Origin of the sequence: Pseudobacillus badius, from assembly GCF_002189605.1 — a bacterium.
GTDB classification, from domain to species: Bacteria; Bacillota; Bacilli; order Bacillales; family Domibacillaceae; genus Pseudobacillus; species Pseudobacillus badius.
The window spans coordinates 521,337-541,003 of record NZ_MWMM01000001.1; the positions used below are offsets into that span (position 1 = coordinate 521,337).

At 43.2% G+C, this 19,667-nt stretch carries 19 protein-coding genes; 14 read left to right on the top strand and 5 right to left on the bottom strand.

Going from position 1 to position 19,667, the window contains the following annotated elements:
- Window positions 1-219: 219 nt before the first annotated feature.
- Together sirA and B1A98_RS02515 are read left to right on the top strand one after the other, a co-directional pair.
- Window positions 220-666, top strand: coding sequence for a sporulation inhibitor of replication protein SirA (sirA, locus tag B1A98_RS02510; protein ID WP_063383584.1), 447 nt, complete (start codon window positions 220-222; stop codon window positions 664-666).
- Between the two features lie 80 nt (window positions 667-746).
- Window positions 747-962: a YneF family protein gene (locus B1A98_RS02515; RefSeq protein WP_041100882.1), complete on the top strand. Its 216-nt coding sequence runs from the start codon at window positions 747-749 to the stop codon at window positions 960-962.
- A gap of 470 nt (window positions 963-1,432) precedes the next feature.
- Here the strand turns inward: B1A98_RS02515 and B1A98_RS02520 are convergent, their stop codons facing one another.
- Entirely contained in the window at window positions 1,433-1,624 is a 192-nt protein-coding gene (locus B1A98_RS02520; RefSeq protein ID WP_082028248.1) for an aspartyl-phosphate phosphatase Spo0E family protein, read from the bottom strand.
- Window positions 1,625-1,834: 210 nt separating this feature from the next.
- Here B1A98_RS02520 and B1A98_RS02525 point away from each other — a divergent pair, with 210 nt between their 5' ends.
- The 3 genes from B1A98_RS02525 (at window position 1,835) to B1A98_RS02535 (ending at window position 3,567) form a co-directional block, all read left to right on the top strand.
- Window positions 1,835-2,542: a cytochrome c biogenesis CcdA family protein gene (locus B1A98_RS02525; RefSeq protein WP_063383585.1), complete on the top strand. Its 708-nt coding sequence runs from the start codon at window positions 1,835-1,837 to the stop codon at window positions 2,540-2,542.
- Window positions 2,543-2,643: 101 nt separating this feature from the next.
- Window positions 2,644-3,003, top strand: coding sequence for a response regulator (locus tag B1A98_RS02530; protein WP_041100888.1), 360 nt, complete (start codon window positions 2,644-2,646; stop codon window positions 3,001-3,003).
- Between the two features lie 90 nt (window positions 3,004-3,093).
- Window positions 3,094-3,567, top strand: a complete 474-nt coding sequence (locus B1A98_RS02535) for a CcdC family protein (protein WP_170808511.1) — start codon at window positions 3,094-3,096, stop codon at window positions 3,565-3,567.
- 118 nt (window positions 3,568-3,685) lie between these two features.
- Here B1A98_RS02535 and B1A98_RS02540 read toward each other — a convergent pair whose 3' ends face one another.
- Window positions 3,686-4,111 (bottom strand): DUF2621 domain-containing protein, encoded by a 426-nt coding sequence (locus tag B1A98_RS02540; protein WP_063383586.1) that lies wholly within the window; start codon window positions 4,109-4,111, stop codon window positions 3,686-3,688.
- 208 nt (window positions 4,112-4,319) lie between these two features.
- Between B1A98_RS02540 and B1A98_RS02545 the strand changes: the two genes are divergently transcribed.
- The 7 genes from B1A98_RS02545 (at window position 4,320) to B1A98_RS02575 (ending at window position 13,165) form a co-directional block, all read left to right on the top strand.
- Window positions 4,320-5,465, top strand: a complete 1,146-nt coding sequence (locus B1A98_RS02545; protein WP_063383658.1) for an exonuclease SbcCD subunit D — start codon at window positions 4,320-4,322, stop codon at window positions 5,463-5,465.
- Window positions 5,462-8,602: an AAA family ATPase gene (locus B1A98_RS02550; protein ID WP_063383587.1), complete on the top strand. Its 3,141-nt coding sequence runs from the start codon at window positions 5,462-5,464 to the stop codon at window positions 8,600-8,602. Before B1A98_RS02545 ends, B1A98_RS02550 begins: the two co-directional genes overlap by 4 nt.
- Window positions 8,603-8,723: 121 nt before the next feature.
- Window positions 8,724-9,317: an SCO family protein gene (locus tag B1A98_RS02555; protein ID WP_370511044.1), complete on the top strand. Its 594-nt coding sequence runs from the start codon at window positions 8,724-8,726 to the stop codon at window positions 9,315-9,317.
- Window positions 9,318-9,529: 212 nt separating this feature from the next.
- Window positions 9,530-9,709, top strand: coding sequence for a hypothetical protein (locus B1A98_RS02560; RefSeq protein WP_041100894.1), 180 nt, complete (start codon window positions 9,530-9,532; stop codon window positions 9,707-9,709).
- A gap of 265 nt (window positions 9,710-9,974) precedes the next feature.
- Window positions 9,975-11,213, top strand: coding sequence for a PucR family transcriptional regulator (locus B1A98_RS02565; protein ID WP_063383588.1), 1,239 nt, complete (start codon window positions 9,975-9,977; stop codon window positions 11,211-11,213).
- 103 nt (window positions 11,214-11,316) lie between these two features.
- Entirely contained in the window at window positions 11,317-12,429 is a 1,113-nt protein-coding gene (gene ald, locus B1A98_RS02570; protein WP_063383589.1) for an alanine dehydrogenase, read from the top strand.
- A 193-nt stretch (window positions 12,430-12,622) separates the two neighbouring features.
- Window positions 12,623-13,165 (top strand): hypothetical protein, encoded by a 543-nt coding sequence (locus tag B1A98_RS02575; RefSeq protein ID WP_063383590.1) that lies wholly within the window; start codon window positions 12,623-12,625, stop codon window positions 13,163-13,165.
- Between the two features lie 92 nt (window positions 13,166-13,257).
- Here the strand turns inward: B1A98_RS02575 and B1A98_RS02580 are convergent, their stop codons facing one another.
- From B1A98_RS02580 to B1A98_RS02590, 3 genes are all read right to left on the bottom strand, one after another.
- Window positions 13,258-13,968, bottom strand: a complete 711-nt coding sequence (locus tag B1A98_RS02580; protein WP_082821611.1) for a L,D-transpeptidase family protein — start codon at window positions 13,966-13,968, stop codon at window positions 13,258-13,260.
- A 187-nt stretch (window positions 13,969-14,155) separates the two neighbouring features.
- Window positions 14,156-15,682 (bottom strand): solute symporter family protein, encoded by a 1,527-nt coding sequence (locus tag B1A98_RS02585; RefSeq protein WP_063383591.1) that lies wholly within the window; start codon window positions 15,680-15,682, stop codon window positions 14,156-14,158.
- Window positions 15,679-16,035 carry a DUF485 domain-containing protein gene (locus B1A98_RS02590; RefSeq protein WP_063383592.1) on the bottom strand — a complete coding sequence of 119 codons (357 nt, stop codon included), beginning with the start codon at window positions 16,033-16,035 and terminating at the stop codon, window positions 15,679-15,681. Before B1A98_RS02590 ends, B1A98_RS02585 begins: the two co-directional genes overlap by 4 nt.
- Before the next feature lie 236 nt (window positions 16,036-16,271).
- On the opposite strand from B1A98_RS02590, the gene B1A98_RS02595 reads away from it, so the two are divergent.
- Both B1A98_RS02595 and B1A98_RS02600 read left to right on the top strand, forming a co-directional pair.
- Window positions 16,272-17,858 (top strand): coiled-coil domain-containing protein, encoded by a 1,587-nt coding sequence (locus B1A98_RS02595; protein WP_063383593.1) that lies wholly within the window; start codon window positions 16,272-16,274, stop codon window positions 17,856-17,858.
- 215 nt (window positions 17,859-18,073) lie between these two features.
- Entirely contained in the window at window positions 18,074-19,582 is a 1,509-nt protein-coding gene (locus B1A98_RS02600) for a glycine betaine uptake BCCT transporter (RefSeq protein WP_063383594.1), read from the top strand.
- Window positions 19,583-19,667: the final 85 nt, after the last annotated feature.

Genomic DNA, 19,667 nt, shown 5'->3' on the forward strand with positions numbered 1-19,667 from the left:
ATACAAAAAAGCTGGTTTCGTTTGAAAGAAACCAGCTTTTTTTGTCTATTCAGCCGCCCGGCGAAGGCTTGTTTTCAGAGGAATGACCTGCTCCTCGTCTTATAAGGCCAAAGTTACAATGCAATCGACAAAACTAGTGAACGTTTTTTTCAAAATTCAACAACCTTGACGCCTGTTCCTTTTTATAATAAAGAAAAGGACAAGCAGGAGGTAAAATGGATGAGAAGCTATCAAATTTACTGGATTGGCGAAGAATTTGCTCATTATTTTTACGGACGTGAACAAAATTTTTTCCAATTGTTTTTTGAAAGCTCCACTAGCCAAAAAAGTGAAAAGAATGTTGTGGAGAAACAAATTCAATATATTACAAAAGAATTTTCGCTGCGCTCTCTTGCCTCTATTTTGAAAGAAGCATTAATGGACAAAGAAAGCTTTGCCGTTGACAAAAACAATTGCTTTACCATTGAGCTTCCGGAAAAGAAAGGCAAGGCTGTTTTGTCCGCTGAAGAAAAGTGCCTTCATTTAAAGGCTAAGGGAAGCTACGAAGCGGAAACGGTGTTTTTCTCTTCCTTAAAGAAATTGAATGCTTGCTTGTTTGCTGTTGATTTTGAAAGTAAAAATTACGGTTGGCTTGAACCGATTAAGAAAGAAAATTTATTTAAGTAAAGAAAATTTCTCTTTCATGTTGTATAATGTCTTTTGGTTTAGTAAACTTTTAGTAGACGACATGAAGGAGGAAGTAGTGTATGTGGTATGTACTCGTCGGGATTCTGGCTTTAGCTGCCGGAGTTGCGCTTGGATTTTTTATAGCCCGCAAATACATGATGGACTATTTAAAAAAGAATCCGCCAATTAATGAACAAATGCTGCGAATGATGATGATGCAAATGGGAATGAAGCCGTCGCAGAAAAAAATAAATCAAATGATGTCACAAATGAACAAGCAGTTCGATAATAAATAAATCCTTGTCATATAAGGATTTATCGTTTGATTCCATATATTTTTTTCGGACAAGCTTCTTTCAAGAAAAGGTCGAGAAGGTTGATCTTTCTTTGCAGATATATCCGATATATGCTTTATTTTCTTATAGCCAGCAAAACCATTTTTTCTGTTGAATGATTTCATTTAATAGGAAAGGTGGTTTTTTTGTTGAAGCAGCCCAACGAAAGCCTCCGTTGGGCACGATGAGCGGCCGAACAACTGCATGGCAGGAAATAATGAATAGCCGCAATGAAAAATTTTAATGAAGCGAAGAAGAGAATTTTTTTCTTCTTCGAATTATGAACGGTACACCGGGTCTTTGGAGATTTATGGGGGAGGGCAGCCAGGCGGCAGCGGTCTATCCATGACGTTCCTAAAGCTGCTTGCATTTGAAGTTTTTAAAAGACGAATATAAAAATGAGCAGTTGTTTTTGGCAAACCTGCTCATTTTTAGTTGGGCAATTGTTTTCTATAGAGGGGAGTTGCAGAGTGAACGTATTTGCGATCGTAGTCATTTAGCAAAAGATCAAGCTCTTGGCTGCATTTGACGGCGAGTGGAGAGTTTAATCCTTTAATAGTGACAATTTGAAATAGCTCTAACCGCTTTTTCTCGATAGCATCCAGCAAGTCGTCTTTATGCACGGCAGAAAGTCCTTTCTATGTGATAATGGCTAGAAGTGTATTAGTTTCTCTAGTATACCCAATCTTTTACTTTTTTTCAAAAACAAAGTTATTTTTAATCAAAAAATTTCTTTTTTCCCAAGTAGAGGCAGACACAAATTATTCATATCTCTTTTTTTCGATTCCTGCTTCAAACTCTGCTACAATATCCATGAAAGGCAGGAGGTATGATTGAACGATCTTAACTTTTTTTTAGCTTTTGGCGCAGGGTTTCTCAGCTTTATTTCACCGTGCTGTTTGCCGCTGTATCCCGCATTTCTTTCCTATATTACCGGCATGAGTGTCAGTGACTTAAAAAATGAGAATAAAATGCTGCAGCGGAGAAGCTTGTTGCACACATTGTTTTTCTTGTTGGGTTTTTCTTTAATATTTGTTTCGTTAGGCTTTGCTTCAAGCTTCATAGGCAACGTTTTGTCTCAATATCAGGATTTAATTAGGCAAATCGGGGCTATTTTTATCGTGTTTTTCGGTTTGGTTGTGACTGGCATTCTGCAGCCGAAATTTATGATGACTGAACGGCGGCTTGAATTTAAAAACCGTCCGAGCGGATATGTAGGCTCCATGTTAATCGGTTTAGCATTTGCTGCCGGCTGGACGCCTTGTACGGGTCCGATTTTATTATCGGTTTTTGCGCTTGCTGCAAGCAATCCAGGATCAGGTCTATTGTATATGGTTGCTTATACGCTTGGTTTTTCCATTCCGTTCTTCATCCTTTCCTTCTTTATTGGCCGCATGAAGTGGATTCGAACTCATAGCGGAGTGATTATGAAGGTGGGCGGTTACATTATGATTGTCATGGGGGTTGTCCTCTTCTTTGATTGGATGACAAAAATTATTATTTTCCTCAGTCCGTTATTTGGCGGCTTCCAAGGCTTCTAGCTGTATCCATTTGCGGATTGCCTTCCTTGGCCGAAACAGGTATATTTAGGATAAAGAGAAACGTTACATTATTTCCCAGAGAAGAGGGAGGCACATGGCCGGTGGCAGGGGTATTAGTTGTAGATGATACGAAGTTTATGAGGATGGCGTTAGTAGATATGCTGACGAATCTGAATCATCAAGTGCTAGGAGAAGCTGAAAATGGAGAAGAAGCCATACAAAAATACCGAGCACTGAAGCCGGATATCGTCATCATGGATATTACGATGCCGATTATGAACGGAATCAAAGCATCCGAAACCATCCTGTCAGAGTTTCCTGAGGCAAAAATTATCATTTGTTCAGCGATGGGACAGCAGAGAATGGTGATGGAGGCAATTGAGGCGGGGGCAAAAGACTTTGTTACCAAGCCCTTTGATGAGGTTCGTGTGAATGAAGCATTACGCCGTTTGCTTGCTTAAGCTGTTTTCTGTGAAAACAGCTTTTGTTTTTCGAAAGAAAATTGATTATAATAACTTAGCAAATGTAAAAGATAAGGAATGATGAAGATGATGCTTGTTGCTTCATCCGTATTAGCGGTAGTAATGGGAATTACGGTAATATTCATCCGCATGAAGGCCGCGAAGAAGCCGACTTCGGCTAATAAAATTATGCTGCCTCCCCTGTTTATGAGTACAGGGGCGCTGATGTTTGTCATACCGGAGTTTCGGGTTACTTCTATGGAATTATTAGAGGCTGTGGCCGTAGGCATGCTATTTTCAATTCTATTAATTAAAACATCAAATTTCGAGGTTCGTGATGAGGATATTTATTTAAAGCGGTCGAAAGCATTTCCAATTATTTTAATCAGCCTGCTGATTGTCCGGATCATCGGCAAAGTGATGTTAAGCTCGACCATTGATGTGGGGCAGTTGAGCGGAATGTTTTTTATTCTTGCTTTTGCTATGATTGTTCCATGGCGGATTGCCATGTACCGGCAGTACCGCAGCTTGCGTGCCACATTAAACCAAGAACGGCTTGATTGAAAACTGAATTTCTTAAAAAAGGGCCTGCACATCGCTGCAAGCCCTTTTTAAATGGTGATGTTACAAATAGATGAATCGCCAGTGACTGCCCCAAGAAGTTTTGCATTCAATGACACTTTTAAAACAAGTGTTCATAAGGAGTCATATCAATCTGCATATCATTTAGTTTTTTGCGCAGAAATTTATGGTCCCTTTTCGGAGTGGCTATGATGTATCCGCGTATCACTAAATCTTGTGTGATCATGTCCGACTTTTCCTCTAACGCCAGTTCGCCGATTTTTCCGGCGATTTTTTGGCGTGCCACATCCCGAAAAAGTTCAGGCACCGGACTGACTAGCTCTTCCAGTAACTCCTTTTCTGGCTGCTCCCACATGCTTCTCGTTTGATCCACATAGTATTCTTCCCAGTCCATATCTGACTTTCCGTCTTCTTTTGGCAGTCTTTTTAAAAACTTGCGAAACATAAAAAATCCCCCGATCGCAAAGCTGCCGACCAGGATTACAACCCATATAATTATAAAGTAGGAAAACCAACCTTCCAGCATGGTGCTAACCTCCACATTTCTCTTCTGTCGCTACTAATTATAGACAAACGCGAAAAGGGATACAACCGTTAATGCAGAGTGTTCTGCTCAAAAGGAGGATGGAAGAAAGAGAATTTAACTATCCGCTTGCCGACAAGCAGAAAAGCAATTTGCTTTCTCTATAATTTCCGCTACTATGAAAAGAGAGACTTTATTAGAGGTGACAGAATTGAAATTTATACATACGGCCGACTGGCATTTAGGCAAGCTGGTGCATGGAGTTTATATGACAGAGGAGCAGCGGGAGGTTTTACAGCAATTTGTCAGACTAGTAGAAGAAGAGACGCCGGATGCAGTAGTGATCGCCGGTGATTTATATGATCGTTCTGTGCCGCCCACCGGCGCTGTTGAGCTGCTGAATGAGATGCTGTTTGCTATTAATGTAGAGCTGAAAACGCCGATCGTAGCGATTTCCGGCAATCATGACAGTGCCGAGCGGCTGTCCTTTGGCTCTTCCTGGTTCCGGCATAGCCAGTTTTATTTAAAAGGAAAAGTTGATGATCAATTTTCGCCCGTCCGGATTAATGGAGTGAACTTTTATTGCATTCCTTATGCAGAACCAGGCACCATTCGGCAGCTCTTTGGGGACAACTCGATCCATACTCACCAGGGTGCAATGAAGCGCCTGATAGGAAAATTAGAAGAAGAGATGGACTGCAGAGAGCCGAATATATTTGTCGGGCATGCCTTTGTTCTGGGCGGAAAGACGACAGATTCTGAAAGGACTTTATCCGTTGGAGGTTCCGGCTGTGTAGATGCCGGGCTGTTTGCGCCCTTTAATTATGCAGCGCTCGGCCATTTGCATAGTCCGGATGCTATTAAGCATGAGAAAGTCCGTTATTCCGGTTCGCTGTTAAAATACTCTTTTTCCGAGGCAAATCAGCGGAAAAGCGTGTCGATTGTAACGGTTGATGAAAAGGGAACTGTTTCTATCGAAGAAAGAACGCTTCGTCCAAAGCGGGACATGCGGGTATTAGAAGGGACGCTGGAAGAGCTGCTGGACCCGGCCCGCATTCAAGCAGAAGCGACAGAAGATTATTTAAAGATCACACTTCTTGACCGGGGAGCCATCATTGATCCGATGGGTAAACTGAGGCAGGCTTATCCGAATGTTCTTCATCTTGAAAGGAAGATTGACATGATCGATCAGCGCCAAAAGGAAAGCTACGGAATGAAGCGTGAAGAAAAAAAAGATGATATCGACTTATTTGCTGATTTTTATAGCGAGATGACGACCGATGATTTTACGCCGGAGAAGAGAAAACTCATGGAGCGCGTCATTCAAGAAGCACAGCTGGAGGCGAATCAAAAATGAAGCCAGTCAAATTAATCATGCAAGCATTCGGTCCTTATGCGGGAAGGGAAGAGATTGATTTTAGAAAGCTTGAGAATCGGACGATGTTCGTCATTTCCGGTAAGACTGGATCCGGCAAAACGACCATTTTTGACGGGATTAGCTTTGCCATTTATGGCCGGGCAAGCGGGGAAGAAAGGACGGGAAGCGACCTCCGCAGCCAGTTTGCCAAGGACGAACTGTTAACTGAGGTATCACTTGAGTTTTCCCTAAAGGACCGGAGTTACTATATTTACCGCTCTCCGCAGCAAGAAAAGAAAAAAGAACGCGGCGAGGGTTTCCGCACGATCAATGCCAAGGCTGAATTGTATGAAATAAGCGATACGGGAGAGCAAAAGCTGATTGCGGCCAATGTCAGGGAAGTGGACGAGAAAGTAAAAGAGATCATTCAGCTTGATGCTAATCAGTTCCGGCAAATTTTAATGATTCCACAAGGGGAGTTCAGAAAACTGCTCGTTTCCGACAGCAAAGAGAAGGAAAAAGTCTTGCAGCGCTTGTTCCATACGGAGTTTTATAAATTAATAGAAGAGAAGTTAAAGAACCAAGCAGCTGAATTAGCAAAAAAAGTGGAAAGCGGGCAAAGAGAACGAGCCCAGCTTCTTAGCGGCATTGAGCCGGCAACCGCCGAAATGACGGAACTTCTTGAACAAAAGCCGCGGAATGAGGCAGCCATCCTTTCACAGCTGAAAGTAGATGCTCATTTGCTAGCTGAAAAATTAGCCGGCATGACAAAGGAAATTGAACAGCAGCAAAATGAACGGGATGAATTAACGCGAAGCATCCACCAGGCGCAGCATATTATTCAGCAAATGGCCCGCCAAAAAGAGTTAGAAACAGAGAAGAAGGAATTGGAAGATAAAAAGCCGGAAATGGCAAGAAAGACAGCTGAAATTGAATGGGCTGAAAAAGCAAAAAACTTGGGCCGCCAGGAAGAACTGTGCATGCAGCTAAAAGAGCACCTTGATAAAGAGGAAAAACGGGCTGAAGAGTCACGTACAGTACTTTTGAAGCAGCAGCAAGCTATTGAGGAAGCAGAACGGCAATGGCAGGAAGAAAACAGCAGGGAAGAGGAGAGAAAGCAAGCGGCAGAAGCTTTAAACAAGCTGCTTAGTCTTAACGAGGCCGTCTCCTCGCTTGATCAGGAAAAAGCGACTTTACACCGCCTGCACGCTCAAGTGCAAGCGTATGAAAAAAAGCGGGAAGCACTTGCGGCTCAATCGGAACAAACGGAAGCTCAAATAGAGAAGCTCGAAGCGGCACTGGGCTCCCTGGATTATTGGCAGCGTGTACTTTATGATGAGGAAAAGAAAAAGCAAACAGTGGAAGCCCAAATGAAGCTTCTTGAGAAAATGATCAAGGGAACCGAACGGGTCAGCCGGCTGAAGAAGGAGGAGCAAGAACAGAAGAGGCTGTCTGCAGAGAAAGAACAGCAGCTGCAAGCGGCAAAAGCGCAAGTGCAGCAACTGGAAGAGGCTTGGCACAAGCAGCAGGCCGGCCTGCTGGCCCAGTCCCTTGTTGCGGGACAGCCATGCGCTGTTTGCGGTTCTACTAGCCATCCTTCCCCGGCAAGCGCCCATGCGTATGCTCCCGAGAAAGAAGAAATGGAAGCGGCCAAACAAAAAGCAGCTCAAGCAGAAAAAGAGCAGCAGGAAGCCGCCCGCGAGCTTGCCCGCATTCAGGTACATGTTCAGAAAGAAGAAGAATTGCTGCTGGAATGGAAGCAGGAAACAGCTGAGCTGGAGTTAAAGCTAGAGGATTCGGACTTGGCCGCCCAAGAAGTGCAGCTGGCTTCAGCACAAGCCGCTGCCGGACAAGCCATTCAGCAAGCGAATGAAAAGCTGCAGCAGAAAAGAGCATGGACAGAAGAGCGCAGCCGGCTGAACGAGCACTGGAAAGAGCTCCGTGCCGAAGTAACCAAATGCCAGCAGAACGAGCTGGAGGCCCGTGAATTATATGCGAGAAAACAATCCCGGGTGGAAGAGCTGTTCAAGCTGATTCCTGAGCCGCTTCAGCAAAAAGCAGCTTATGACCAGGCCGTACAGCATGCTGAAAGAAGCAGCCGGATTCTGGAGGAACGCTTAGCAGCCGCTTTGCAGCAAAGGCAGGCAGCCGAAACGGCCCTTGCAGCGGCAGAAGCCGGCTGGCGGGAAATCCAAAGTACGATTGGCCAGCATAAGGAGCGGCTGGCGGCTGAGCGCACCCGGTTTAAGCAGTTAATGGAGGAAAACGGCTTTGGGGATTTCAAGCATTACGCAGCCAGCAAGCGGACAGACGAAGAGATTAAAAGGCAGCAGCAGGAAATTCACTCTTTTAATGAACGGCTTCGCTCGGTATCTGATTTGCTTGAGGAATTTACAGTCAGCCTTAAGGGAATTGAACAACCGGACCTCGCCGCATTGACAGCCAAAAAAGCAGAGATTGATAACCAGATAGCGGAACGGGATAAAGAGCGCCTGGCGTTGAATCATTTGATCAGCAGCTACCGGCGAATTGAGGAAAGGGCAGAGGCTATTGAGGAGCATCTGCGCGAGCTTGAAAAAGACTATAGTGTAGTTGGCCATCTTTATGACATTACCCATGGGAAAAATGTGCATAAGCTAACGTTCGAAAGATATGTCCTTGCCGCTTTTCTCGATGATATTCTTGTAGTGGCTAATGAGCGGCTTGTTAAGATGACAAGCGGGCGCTATACCTTGCACCGGAAAACAGACCGGGCAAAAGGGAACGCTCAAAGCGGATTGGAATTGCTGATTTTCGATCAATATACTGGACAGGAACGCCATGTGAAGACGTTATCAGGCGGCGAAAGCTTTAAAGCCGCCTTGGCGCTGGCTCTTGGTTTGGCAGAGGTGGTTCAGCAGTATGCCGGCGGCGTCTCTTTGGAAACAATGTTTATTGATGAAGGATTTGGTACGCTCGACCCCGAATCGCTAGATCAGGCAATCGAGGCGCTCATGGAAATACAAGATTCCGGCCGGCTTGTCGGCGTCATTTCGCATGTACCGGAGCTGAAAGAAAGAATTGATGCGCGTCTTGAAGTAATGTCCACCCAAAGCGGCAGCTACACCCAGTTCCAATTAGCCCTTGCCTCTTTATAGTGTACGTTAATGGACCGGTTTGTTCATAAATTATTCAAGATAACTACCTGCCTGCCGTTGTATTTGTTGTTTTTATGCAATAACATTATTTTAGATAGAATATTGCAGGAGGGAAAATGAATTGAGATACTTGCGTTCTTTTTTAGCAGCCGCTGCATTGTCTGCTGTGTTGCTCATAGCGGGCTGCGGCAAAAGTGATTTTGAAAGTAATATGGACGTTAAAATACAAGACTTTGAACATGTAAATCAGAATAACGAAAAAGTCAGTCTAGATGATTTAAAAGGAAAAGTGTGGCTGGCCGATTTAATTTTCACAAGCTGTACGACGGTATGTCAGCCGATGACAAAAAATATGGCTGATTTGCAGAAAATGCTCAAAAAGGAAGGGGTAGAAGACTACCGCATCGTTTCGTTTAGTGTGGATCCAGAAGTGGATACACCAGAAAAGCTGAAGGAATATATTTCTAATTTTGAAGTGGATGAAAAGAAATGGGATTTGTTGACAGGCTATGAACAGGATTATATTCGTGAATTTGCTGAAAAAAACCTGCAAACTTTGGCGATTCCTGACCCAAATTCCAATCAGGTTACACATGGCACAAGCTTTTATTTAATTAACAAAGAGGGCAAAGCTGTGAAAAATTACAGCGGAGCGGAAGACGTGCCATTTGAAGAAATTGTTCAAGATGTGAAAACGCTCGTTGAAGAAAAATAAAATGGCTGTTTTTCAAGAAAGAGCTCCGCTACTGGAGCTCTTTTTTGATTAGGGAAAAATCAAAGGTAAAATGACCTATAAAATAAAAAACAAGACTTGACTTTGCTAAAATTAACAAAAAATTCACAATCATTTAATTGATTTTTCGGCTTAATTTGGGTAAGATGATTACACAGAAGTTTTTCTGAAAATTTTAAAAAGGGGTGAAATTTATGAACTACGGTGTTTATAAGTTCGGATCATTCAAGCAAATTAAGTGCGAGTGCGGCTGGGAAGGAGTCCGTGCTGACTTGAAGAAAGCGTTTGTAGTTCTTGAGCAAACCAAGTGCGGTTCTATCTTTGATGCAGAAGATGTTTATATTTGTCCGAACTGCGATTCCCGAAAATACTAATTTCTCCCGATCACTAGCCTTCTAGTATTCATTTCCCATTTGCCTGCCAATTTAGTAGATTGTCTGCTAATTCTTATAACTTCAGTCTTTTTAAACGGAGCCCGCCTATTCCCGGCAGCTCCGTTTTCCTATTGCGGGGAATTTTCGTGCAAGGTAACGGGCTGCCTTGTATTTCAACAGCAATAAGTGAAAAATAGCTTTCAAGCCATGCGCTCTAATAATATAATGTTGGTACAGAATGAAATTAAAGAAAGAAAGTGGTTATATGGAAAAAGTAACTGGAAACTTCTTCTCTAATGAGTATGAATCACTCGAGATGCTCGCCGATTTAATTAGTGAAGAATTAGAATGTCCGATTACTATAGAGGATGATAATCACCGTATCATTGCTTATAGCCGGCATGAAGATGAAGTAGATCCTGTCAGAATTGCGACGATTATGCGACGGCGCGTACCGGAAAACGTGATTAACAGCTTATGGAAAGTCGGTGCGATACCGAGGCTGTTTGAAACAGAAGAACCGGTGGTTGTGCCGCGGATTGACCAGGTGGGAATCAGAGAGAGGGTGGCTATTTCCGTTCGGAAGAACAAGGAAGTAGTCGGCTTTATTTGGGCGCATCCGAGCAAGCCGTTCGATGAGCAAAAAATTATCATCTTGCAGGAAGCAGCAAAAGCAGTGAAAAATCAGCTGATTCAGCGCCAAAAACAGAAAACAGAAACGGAAAAAAATTATGAAGAGCTTTTTTGGAAATTGCTTACAGGACATTTCACCCGTCTCCGCGATTTAGAGCAAGTAAATGAGCGCTACAACTTAGTGCTAAAAGGAATGATGACGGTTGTTATTGTTGATTTCCTGCAGCCGGTTAACCGATCGGTGGAACGCCAAACCAATTATTTGGTGGAAACGATGCAGCAGCTGCCGATTATCGCCAGAACATTTGATAATGGACAATTAATTTTATTAGTAAGGCTCCCGGAGAAGGAGAAAGACCAGGCACTTTCTGATTTTATAAATAATTTAATCGGGAAAATCAAGGAGCGCCAAAACATTTCGGGAATTGTCGCAGCTTCGGGAAGCATGACGGATAATCCGCTGGCGCTTGCCCGCAGCTACCAGGAAGCGCTGTATGTATTAAAAGTGAAACAGCAGTTTCCGTCAGCTGCAGCTTCTATTTTCAGATATGAAAAGCTGGGTGTGTTTCAATTTATTGAAGATCTTGCTGTCATTAGAAAACGGTCGGGCTATCAGAATCTGGCTATTGAAAAATTAAGCCAATATGATGATAATCACCATGCCAATTTGCAGGAAACAATTTTTACCTTTTTACAGTATGACGGCAATATGAATGATGCTGCCAAAGCATTGCATATCCATGCCAATACGCTGGCTTATCGGCTGAAGAGGATTTCTGAAATAGCTGATATTAATTTAAAGGATGCCAATCAGAAAATGACATTATACCTTGATTTGCTCATTAAACAACTAGAAGAAGAAAATTTGTAGAAAAACACAAAAACATCTCTCCGAATTTTTTATTTATAATGATGAAATGACGAAAAATATATCATAATATAGACGTATATTGAAAAGAAGGAGAGATGTTCAGATGATTATTGGTGTTCCTAAGGAAATTAAAAACAATGAAAACCGCGTAGCCATCACTCCAGCTGGAGTTACTACTTTAGTTAGAGCCGGACACAAAGTATTAGTGGAGAAAGATGCGGGTCTTGGAAGCGGTTTCACTAATGAAGAGTACCAAGAGCTTGGCGCGCAGCTGATTGACTCAGCAGCAGATGTATGGGCTCAAGCAGAAATGGTGCTGAAAGTAAAAGAGCCGATCGAATCGGAATACCAATATTTCCGTAAAGATTTATTGTTATTTACGTACTTGCATCTCGCAGCAGAGCCTGCCTTGACAAAAGCGCTTGTAGAAAACGGCGTAACAGGTGTTGCCTATGAAACGGTGTCAGTTAACCGCACACTTCCTTTGCTTTCACCTATGAGTGAAGTTGCTGGCCGTATGGCAGCGCAAATCGGCGCTCAATTCCTTGAGAAAAACAAAGGCGGCAAAGGTGTCCTTCTTGGTGGAGTACCGGGAGTAAAGAAAAGTAAAGTAACAGTTATCGGCGGCGGCATGGTAGGAACAAATGCGGCAAAAATCGCATCCGGCCTTGGAGCGGACGTAACGATTATCGACTTAAGTGCAGAGCGTCTGCGCCAGTTGGAAGATATTTTTGGATCCAGCGTTCAAACATTAATGTCCAGCCCATTTAATATTGCTGAAGCAGTCAAAGAATCTGACCTTGTCATCGGAGCTGTATTAATTCCGGGTTCAAAAGCACCGAAACTTGTGACAGAGGAAATGGTGAAGTCAATGTCTCCGGGATCTGTCATTGTTGACGTAGCTGTTGACCAAGGCGGTATTTTTGAGACAGTTGATCATGTAACAACACATGATAACCCGACATATGAAAAGCACGGAGTTGTTCATTATGCGGTAGCTAACATGCCTGGAGCTGTTCCACGCACTTCTACAGTAGCTTTGACAAATGTGACCATTCCTTACGCTTTACAAATGGCTAACAAAGGATTCACTCAAGCGATTCAAGAAAACCCTTCGTTGAAACCTGGAGTGAATACTTATAAAGGTCATGTTACGTACGAAGCGGTAGCTAAAGACCTTGGATATGATTACAAAGCAGTAGAAGAGCTAATTTAACCCTTAAAAAACCTGTCAATAAAATGACAGGTTTTTTTATGGATAGTAAATCCTTATTCTTACAAATGTATCAATTTTGTTAAATCCTGTAAGGTTTTCTTTTTTGTCGAAAGTTCTATGATATAATTTCTGCAAGATGAATGTGAGCGGCAGACTATGAGGAGAATAAACAGTAAAGGGCCAGGTGATAGACATGATTGTTAAACGCTCATCCATTAAAACGAGTTATTTCGGGAAAGCTCTTTTTTTGGTTCTTTGCGGCGCCTTGCTGTTTGTGGGGATTTCTCTTTATTATTTTAAAGAATACAAAGATGAACAGGCCTATGCCAAACAGCTCGAAGTGATTTATCAGCTGATGGACAAGAGTGCGGTGAAAGCAGAGTCGGTTGTTTCTAACCATTCTGATAGCCAGGGAGTAGCTAGCCGTCAGGGAGAAGGAATTGTAGCTGGGCAGAGCCATTCTTACGAGGCAATGTCAGAGGCAGAGATGGCCCAGCAGCTGCAGCAAGATTCAGAAAAGTGCCATGATTTGCTGTCTGAACTCGCTGATCCTCCTGAAACGATGACTGATATATATTCTGTTTTGCTCGATGTCCATATTACATACAAACAGTATTTACATTTGGCTCTTCATCCGCAAGAACCATCTGCTAATTTGACAAAGAAGGAAAAGGCATTAAAAGAAGAATTGAAAAACGGATTAGCTATCGTTAAAAATAGAATGGAACAAATGTAGCAATACAGTTAAGTTTTAACCAAATCAAACAGAAAAAGGGATCCAAAGGCCAGCCGCCTGTTGATCCCTTTTTCTGTTTTCGTTTGACATCTTTATTTAGCCGAAGATCTAAGGTCGGCAAGGATGGAGGCTTGATCTCCGATGACAATTCGGGGCTGTTTGGACGGCATGATCCAGCGCATAACATACAGCAGCTGGCGTTCGTTAAGAGCTACACAACCGGCAGTAGGGCTTGAAGGATTTCTCCATCTGTGGAGAAAGATAGCGCTTCCCTTTCCTTTCCTGATCGGGTCTTCATTGTATTTGATAACAACGGCATATTTGTATAAAAAATGGTTCATTCGTTCGTAGGATTTCCACCGTTTATCCGGATTTCCTCTGTAATAGACCCACTTATTGTAATCGGGTGAACCAGGATCATCTACCCAATAATGATAGTGATTTGTTTGTGTATAGCGCATGTTTATCCGAGCTGGTTTTTGGGCAAACCCAAATCCTTCTCCGATAGGGAACAGCCCGGAAGGCGTGCGCCCATCTCCTTCTTTTTTAGAGGAAGACAGCCCATTTTTTCCGATAACAGCTGCTGTTTTGTAAGTTTGTATCCATTTGCTTCCTCTTTTTTCATACGTCCGCAGAGTTGCCTGATAGCTTGTTTGTTTTCCTTCCACCACGATGATCTGACTGCTGTCTTTGATAGCAGTTAATTGCTCGGACAGCTTACTTTCAAAAGGAGAGGGGGCGGCAGCTGAAGAGACAGAAGGAAAGCTCGCAATCAATAAGCCCAGTAAAATCCATTTTCTCATATTTTCACCTGCTTTTTCATTTATGAAGTGTTGTTAACAATTGTTCCTTTCTCCATTTCGCTGCAGATAGCGTTTTCCGCAGGAGGCGCTTCATCATACGAATGATTAAGACATCAATTGTAAAGCATAACAGGACAGCCGGGAAAAGCCAAAACCAACAGCCTGAATCGGCTGTTGGTTTTCATGCCTATCCTTTAAACCCGGTGTTTGCTTTCACTGTTACCTCGGCAAACTTACGGGCATCCGATTTCGCCGAAAGAACCGTGCCGATATAGCCGGCCAGGAAGCCGGCCGGTATAGAGACGATGGCTGGATTCGTGAGCGGAAATAGCGGAGTGCCGACAAAGATGGCTGTGCCTTCAGGTCCTAATACATTCGGACTGACAGCTACTAGGATCAGTGCGGATAATAGGCCTGTTAACATGGCGGAAACAGCCCCAGTCGTGTTAAAGCGCTTCCAATAAATTGTATATAAGATCACTGGAAGATTGGCGCTGGCAGCTACGCAAAAGGCAAGAGAAACAAGAAAAGCAACATTCATTTTTTGGGCGAACAAAGCAAGCAAAATGGAAAAGACAGCCACCGAAATGGAAGCATAGCGGGCAGCAAGCATTTGCTGCTTTTCCGTTACGTTGCCTTTTTTAATAATTTCGCCATAGATGTCATGGGCAAAGGCGGAAGCACCTGACAAGACCAGTCCAGCTACGACAGCAAGAATAGTGGCAAAGGCCACAGCCGATACGAACGACATCAGCATGTCGCCGCCTAGAGCCTGGGCAAGCAGCGGAGCAGCCATATTGCCGGCAGCGTTGGCAGCTATGATGTTCTCGGAACCGACAAAGGCAGCGGCGCCAAAGCCAAGGAAGATCGTAAGAATATAGAAGATGCCAACAATCCAGGTAGCGTAAACAACAGAACTTCTCGCTGTTTTGGCGTCTTTTACAGTGAAAAAGCGCATAAGAATATGCGGAAGTCCGGCTGTTCCGAATACGAGAGCTGCCGTCATAGACAGTGTATCAACAGGATTGGTATATTTCACGCCGGGGTTTAAAAAGTTTTCGCCATGTGAGGTAGCTGACTTCACATCAGAGAACATTTCAAAAATGTTAAAGTGAAACTTCATTAATACAAGGAAAGAAATGATGACCGTGCCAATCATCAGCAGAACAGCTTTAATAATCTGTACCCAGCTCGTAGCCGTCATGCCTCCAAAGAGTACATAAATGGTCATCATGACACCGACGATCAAAACGGCTATCCAGTAATCGATGCCGAGCAGTAATTGAATCAGGGCGCCGGCGCCGACAAGCTGGGCAATCATATAGAAAATAACAATTGTAATCGTGCTGAGAGCAGCTGTCGCCCTGACTTTCTTTTGGTCAAAGCGGGCATGAATCATATCGGCCAGCGTGTATTTTCCTAAATTGCGCAACGGTTCAGCCACTAAATAAAGTACGACTAAATAAGCAACAAGATAGCCGATGCTGAAAAAAAAGCCATCAAAGCCATTTAAAGCGATCGCCCCGGCGATGCCAAGGAAGGAAGCTGCTGATAAATAATCCCCTGCAATGGCCAGTCCGTTTTGCCAGCCTGTCAGTCCGCCTCCAGCTGTATAAAATTCACTGGCTGTATTTGTCCGTTTGGCCGCAAAGTAAGTGATAACAAGAGTCAATCCGACGATTGCCACAAAGAATACTAAACCGACGATACTCATAATTGCTGCTCTCCTTTGGCCTCTGCTTGAAAGTCGTTCAAAATCTCATCTGACATTTGGTCGAATTGGTTGGCCTTCCTTACGTAAATCATGCTCAGAGACCAAGTCATGATAAATTGAGCGAACGCAAAAATCCAGACCCATGAAATGGGGCCGAGCGCCGGTTTATTTAAGATATTTGAGTAGGATGTAAGCAACGGCAGCGAAAAATAAAAGAGCAGAAAGAAGACGGAAAGAGGGACGAGAAACTTGTTTTTACTTTTCACCATTTGTGTAAACTTTGGACTTGAGGCAATGTTTTCATAGATGGTTTTTTCTTCTTGGAGCGGGGATTTCAATTTGGTATTTTCCATAAACATCCTCCTTGGTTAATAATTTCTTGAAATTATAAAAATTTCAGAATTATATATTAATTTTAAAGAAATTTTGCCAGTTCTGCAATAACACACGGGAAATCAGACTGATTAGTTTTAGACAAGGTTCGACACTGCAGGCAGAGAATAGCGATTTCCTTTCTAAAAATGTCTTCTTTTGGTATTTTGATATATAATGATACGTAAATAACTTCAACAGATTGGACGGATTGATTATGATGGAAGGCCGGCAATTGGCACATTCACTCGTGTCGCTAAAAGGTGCACATTTGCGCTTTGTATATGTTATGCTGCATGATTTGAATTTTTGGGATCTTGTTTCTTCCAAAACGAAGGACTTAGTCTCAAAAGAACAATCTGCTCATTTTTATGAGTGGCTGCAGAAGGAAGCCGACAAATTGAATGTAGTAAAGGATGAAGAATTACAGCTTGATTTGCTGCTGGAGTTAAGCAAGGCGCTTAAGCTTCCAATGCGGCTGTTAGATGATCCTTATAAAGTGATAAAACAATGCGAAGAAATTATTGAAGAAGCTTTTCAGCAGCTTCAAAAGCAATATAAGGATTTCTCCAAGTCATTTGACCAGTTTCCTGAGAAAAACAAGGTGGAGTTTCTTGTCCATTGGGAAATGACCCAGTTGTACAGACATATGAATGCTCAGAAATCCAAAGCTGAAAAAGAAATGGCAGCCATGATTTGGGTAGATGAAATGTTAGCCTTTATTGGACAGCTGCCAACTTACCAGCAGGAACAGCTGAAGGAGCGGATTCACCTGTCGGAGTGGACAAAGGCCGAGCTGCATGCGGCTCTTTCAGACGATCCTTTTCTCGTTTTTACTGCCATTGTGGAAAAGACAGGCTTTGGTTTTTATAAATATTTGCTTCAGTGTTTTTCAAATACAGGACAGGCGTCTGCTTTTGCGCCACAGGAGGCTGCTTATTTTTCCTGGATGACAAATCCGGATTTGCTGTTGTCACTCATTTTCAAAGGAGGCGGAATTCTTTACCGCTATCAAAACCTGTTATTTAACAAAGGATTATTGCCGATGGTTTTATTTGAAACAATGCTTCCTTATTTGGCAGACAAGCTGTCTGAAGAAGAACAGGATGAGGAGCTGGCGATCATTAATCGTTCTTGGAATAAGCGGTTTGATGATTACAGAAACATGCTGCGCTCAGTCAATGAAAAAGTTCAAAAGCAAAACGACTGGAAAAAAGGGCTGTCCATTTTAGAAGAGGAGCTGCGGGAGGTAGAGACCGTGCTCCGGCAAACGGAGGCTTACAACCAACAGCTTCATGGAAAGCTGACACAGCAATTAAAGAAAGACCCGGCCCGTCCTTATTTCGGTGAGCTAAGCGTGAGGAACAATCGGCTGCAGGAGGATTTAAGAAGAGTAGAAGCGAAGTTAGCCAAGCAGGAAAAAGAGAAGAAGGGAATTATCGGAGCAGTTTCCACCTTTATCAAATCCAGTTATTATCAGACCGAAAAGACCCAGCTTGAAAAGAAAATCGATAAGGTGTTCAATGATATGAGCGCCTTAGTGTTAGATAAATATCATGATTACGAGCCTGAATTGGTTTTGGAAATTCATCTCTCCGATGACGAGCTGGTAAAACTAAACAGCCGCAAACAGGAGATTCAGCGCAAGATTGACAAATTTACAGAGAAGCTAACGGAAGCGAAACAACAGGAAAAGCAAATGCGAAGCGCGATTGCGGAGGCGGAAAAGCAAACGTATGGCCTCTCGCAATTATATAAAGCTGCAATGGAAGAACAAACCTTTTCCCAGCATAATGAACGGTAATCACTTTCTAATCCTCTGCCGGCGTTCATGCGCCCGCGGGGGTTTTTTTTTACACGGATGGGGGTAAGGTATAGAGGAGAAAGTGTCTTTACTTGATAGGCTTCCAGTTATTTGTTAGGGTAATAGAGGCTGTCGAAAAAGCGCGATTGAACGCCATTATATACTGCCCATTCCCATGTGCATTAATTTCGTCTAAATAATGAAAGGAGAATTTTGTGAAGAAAATTTCAAATGTCTTTTGGATTACACTCGCTTTGGTGCTCGCTTCGGTTGTATTCGGCGTAGCAGCGCCACAAACGTTTGAACAGCTGACAGGCAATGTTCAAACATTTATTACATCAGCCTTTGGCTGGTATTATTTAATTTTGGTTTCCGGTATTGTTTTATTTTGCTTATTATTAATTTTTAGCCCTGTAGGAGCTATTAGGCTGGGGAAGCCCGGAGAAAAGCCTGATTATTCTACTCCTACATGGTTTGCGATGCTCTTTAGTGCAGGTATGGGAATAGGCTTAGTATTTTGGGGGGCTGCAGAGCCGTTGAGTCATTTTGCGATCGATCCCCCTTTAGCAAAAGCAGGCACAGAAGCGGCAGTTAAAGAATCGATGCGCTATACATTTTTTCATTGGGGCATTCATGCATGGGCCATTTATGCTATTGTAGCGCTTGCGCTTGCTTATTATCAGTTCCGTAAAGGAGAGCCAGGGCTAATCAGCGCAACGCTAGTTCCAATTTTAGGGGAAAAGGCAAAAGGCCCGCTTGGCACAGCCATTGACGTGATGGCTGTATTTGCTACCGTCGTAGGTGTAGCTACGACACTTGGCTTTGGAGCGGCCCAAATTAATGGCGGGTTGTCTTATTTATTCGGCACGCCGATCAGCTTCTCTGTGCAGTTGGTCATCATCATTGTTGTCACGTGTTTATTCTTAATTTCTGCTATGAGCGGATTAGGCAAAGGCATTAAAATATTGAGTAATGCTAATATGGTATTGGCTATTGTGCTGTTGGGGCTTATGCTCATTCTTGGACCGACGCTGTTTACGATGAATATGTTTACAGATACCCTTGGCAGCTATTTGCAAAACCTGGTAAATATGAGTTTTCGCATTGCTCCTTTAAATGAGGAGCATCGGACGTGGATTAATGGCTGGACTATTTTTTATTGGGCCTGGTGGATTTCTTGGTCCCCATTTGTCGGTATTTTTATTGCGCGTGTATCTAAAGGCCGGACCATTCGCGAGTTTTTAATAGGGACGCTTATTATGCCGGCGCTTGTCAGTTTTTTATGGTTTGCTGTGTTTGGCTCTGCGGCGATTGACCTGCAGTTCTCAGGTGCAGTAGATTTAACAAAAAATGCGACAGAGGAAGTATTATTTGCCGTGTTCAATGAGCTCCCGTGGTCATCTGTACTCTCTGTAGTGGCCGTTGCTTTGGTGAGCACCTTCTTTATTACCTCTGCTGATTCCGCTACTTTTGTATTAGGGATGCAAACAACCTATGGCTCGTTAACACCGCCATCACGTGTGAAGTTGACATGGGGAATTGCCCAATCACTCATAGCGGTGATTCTCTTGTACAGCGGAGGGTTGCAGGCGCTGCAAAATGCTTTAATTATAGCCGCTCTGCCATTCTCAGTCATCATGATATTAATGATGCTGTCCTTGTACCGGTCACTTGCGAAAGAAAGAAAAGAACTGATCAAATCGCTTCGTGCGCCGCAGAAATAGGGCTTGCTTATTTATAGACTAAGCGTGTTTCTTAGGCTTTATTAAAATAAGCCGAACGGGCGCCGATCATTAAAAAATCAGACTT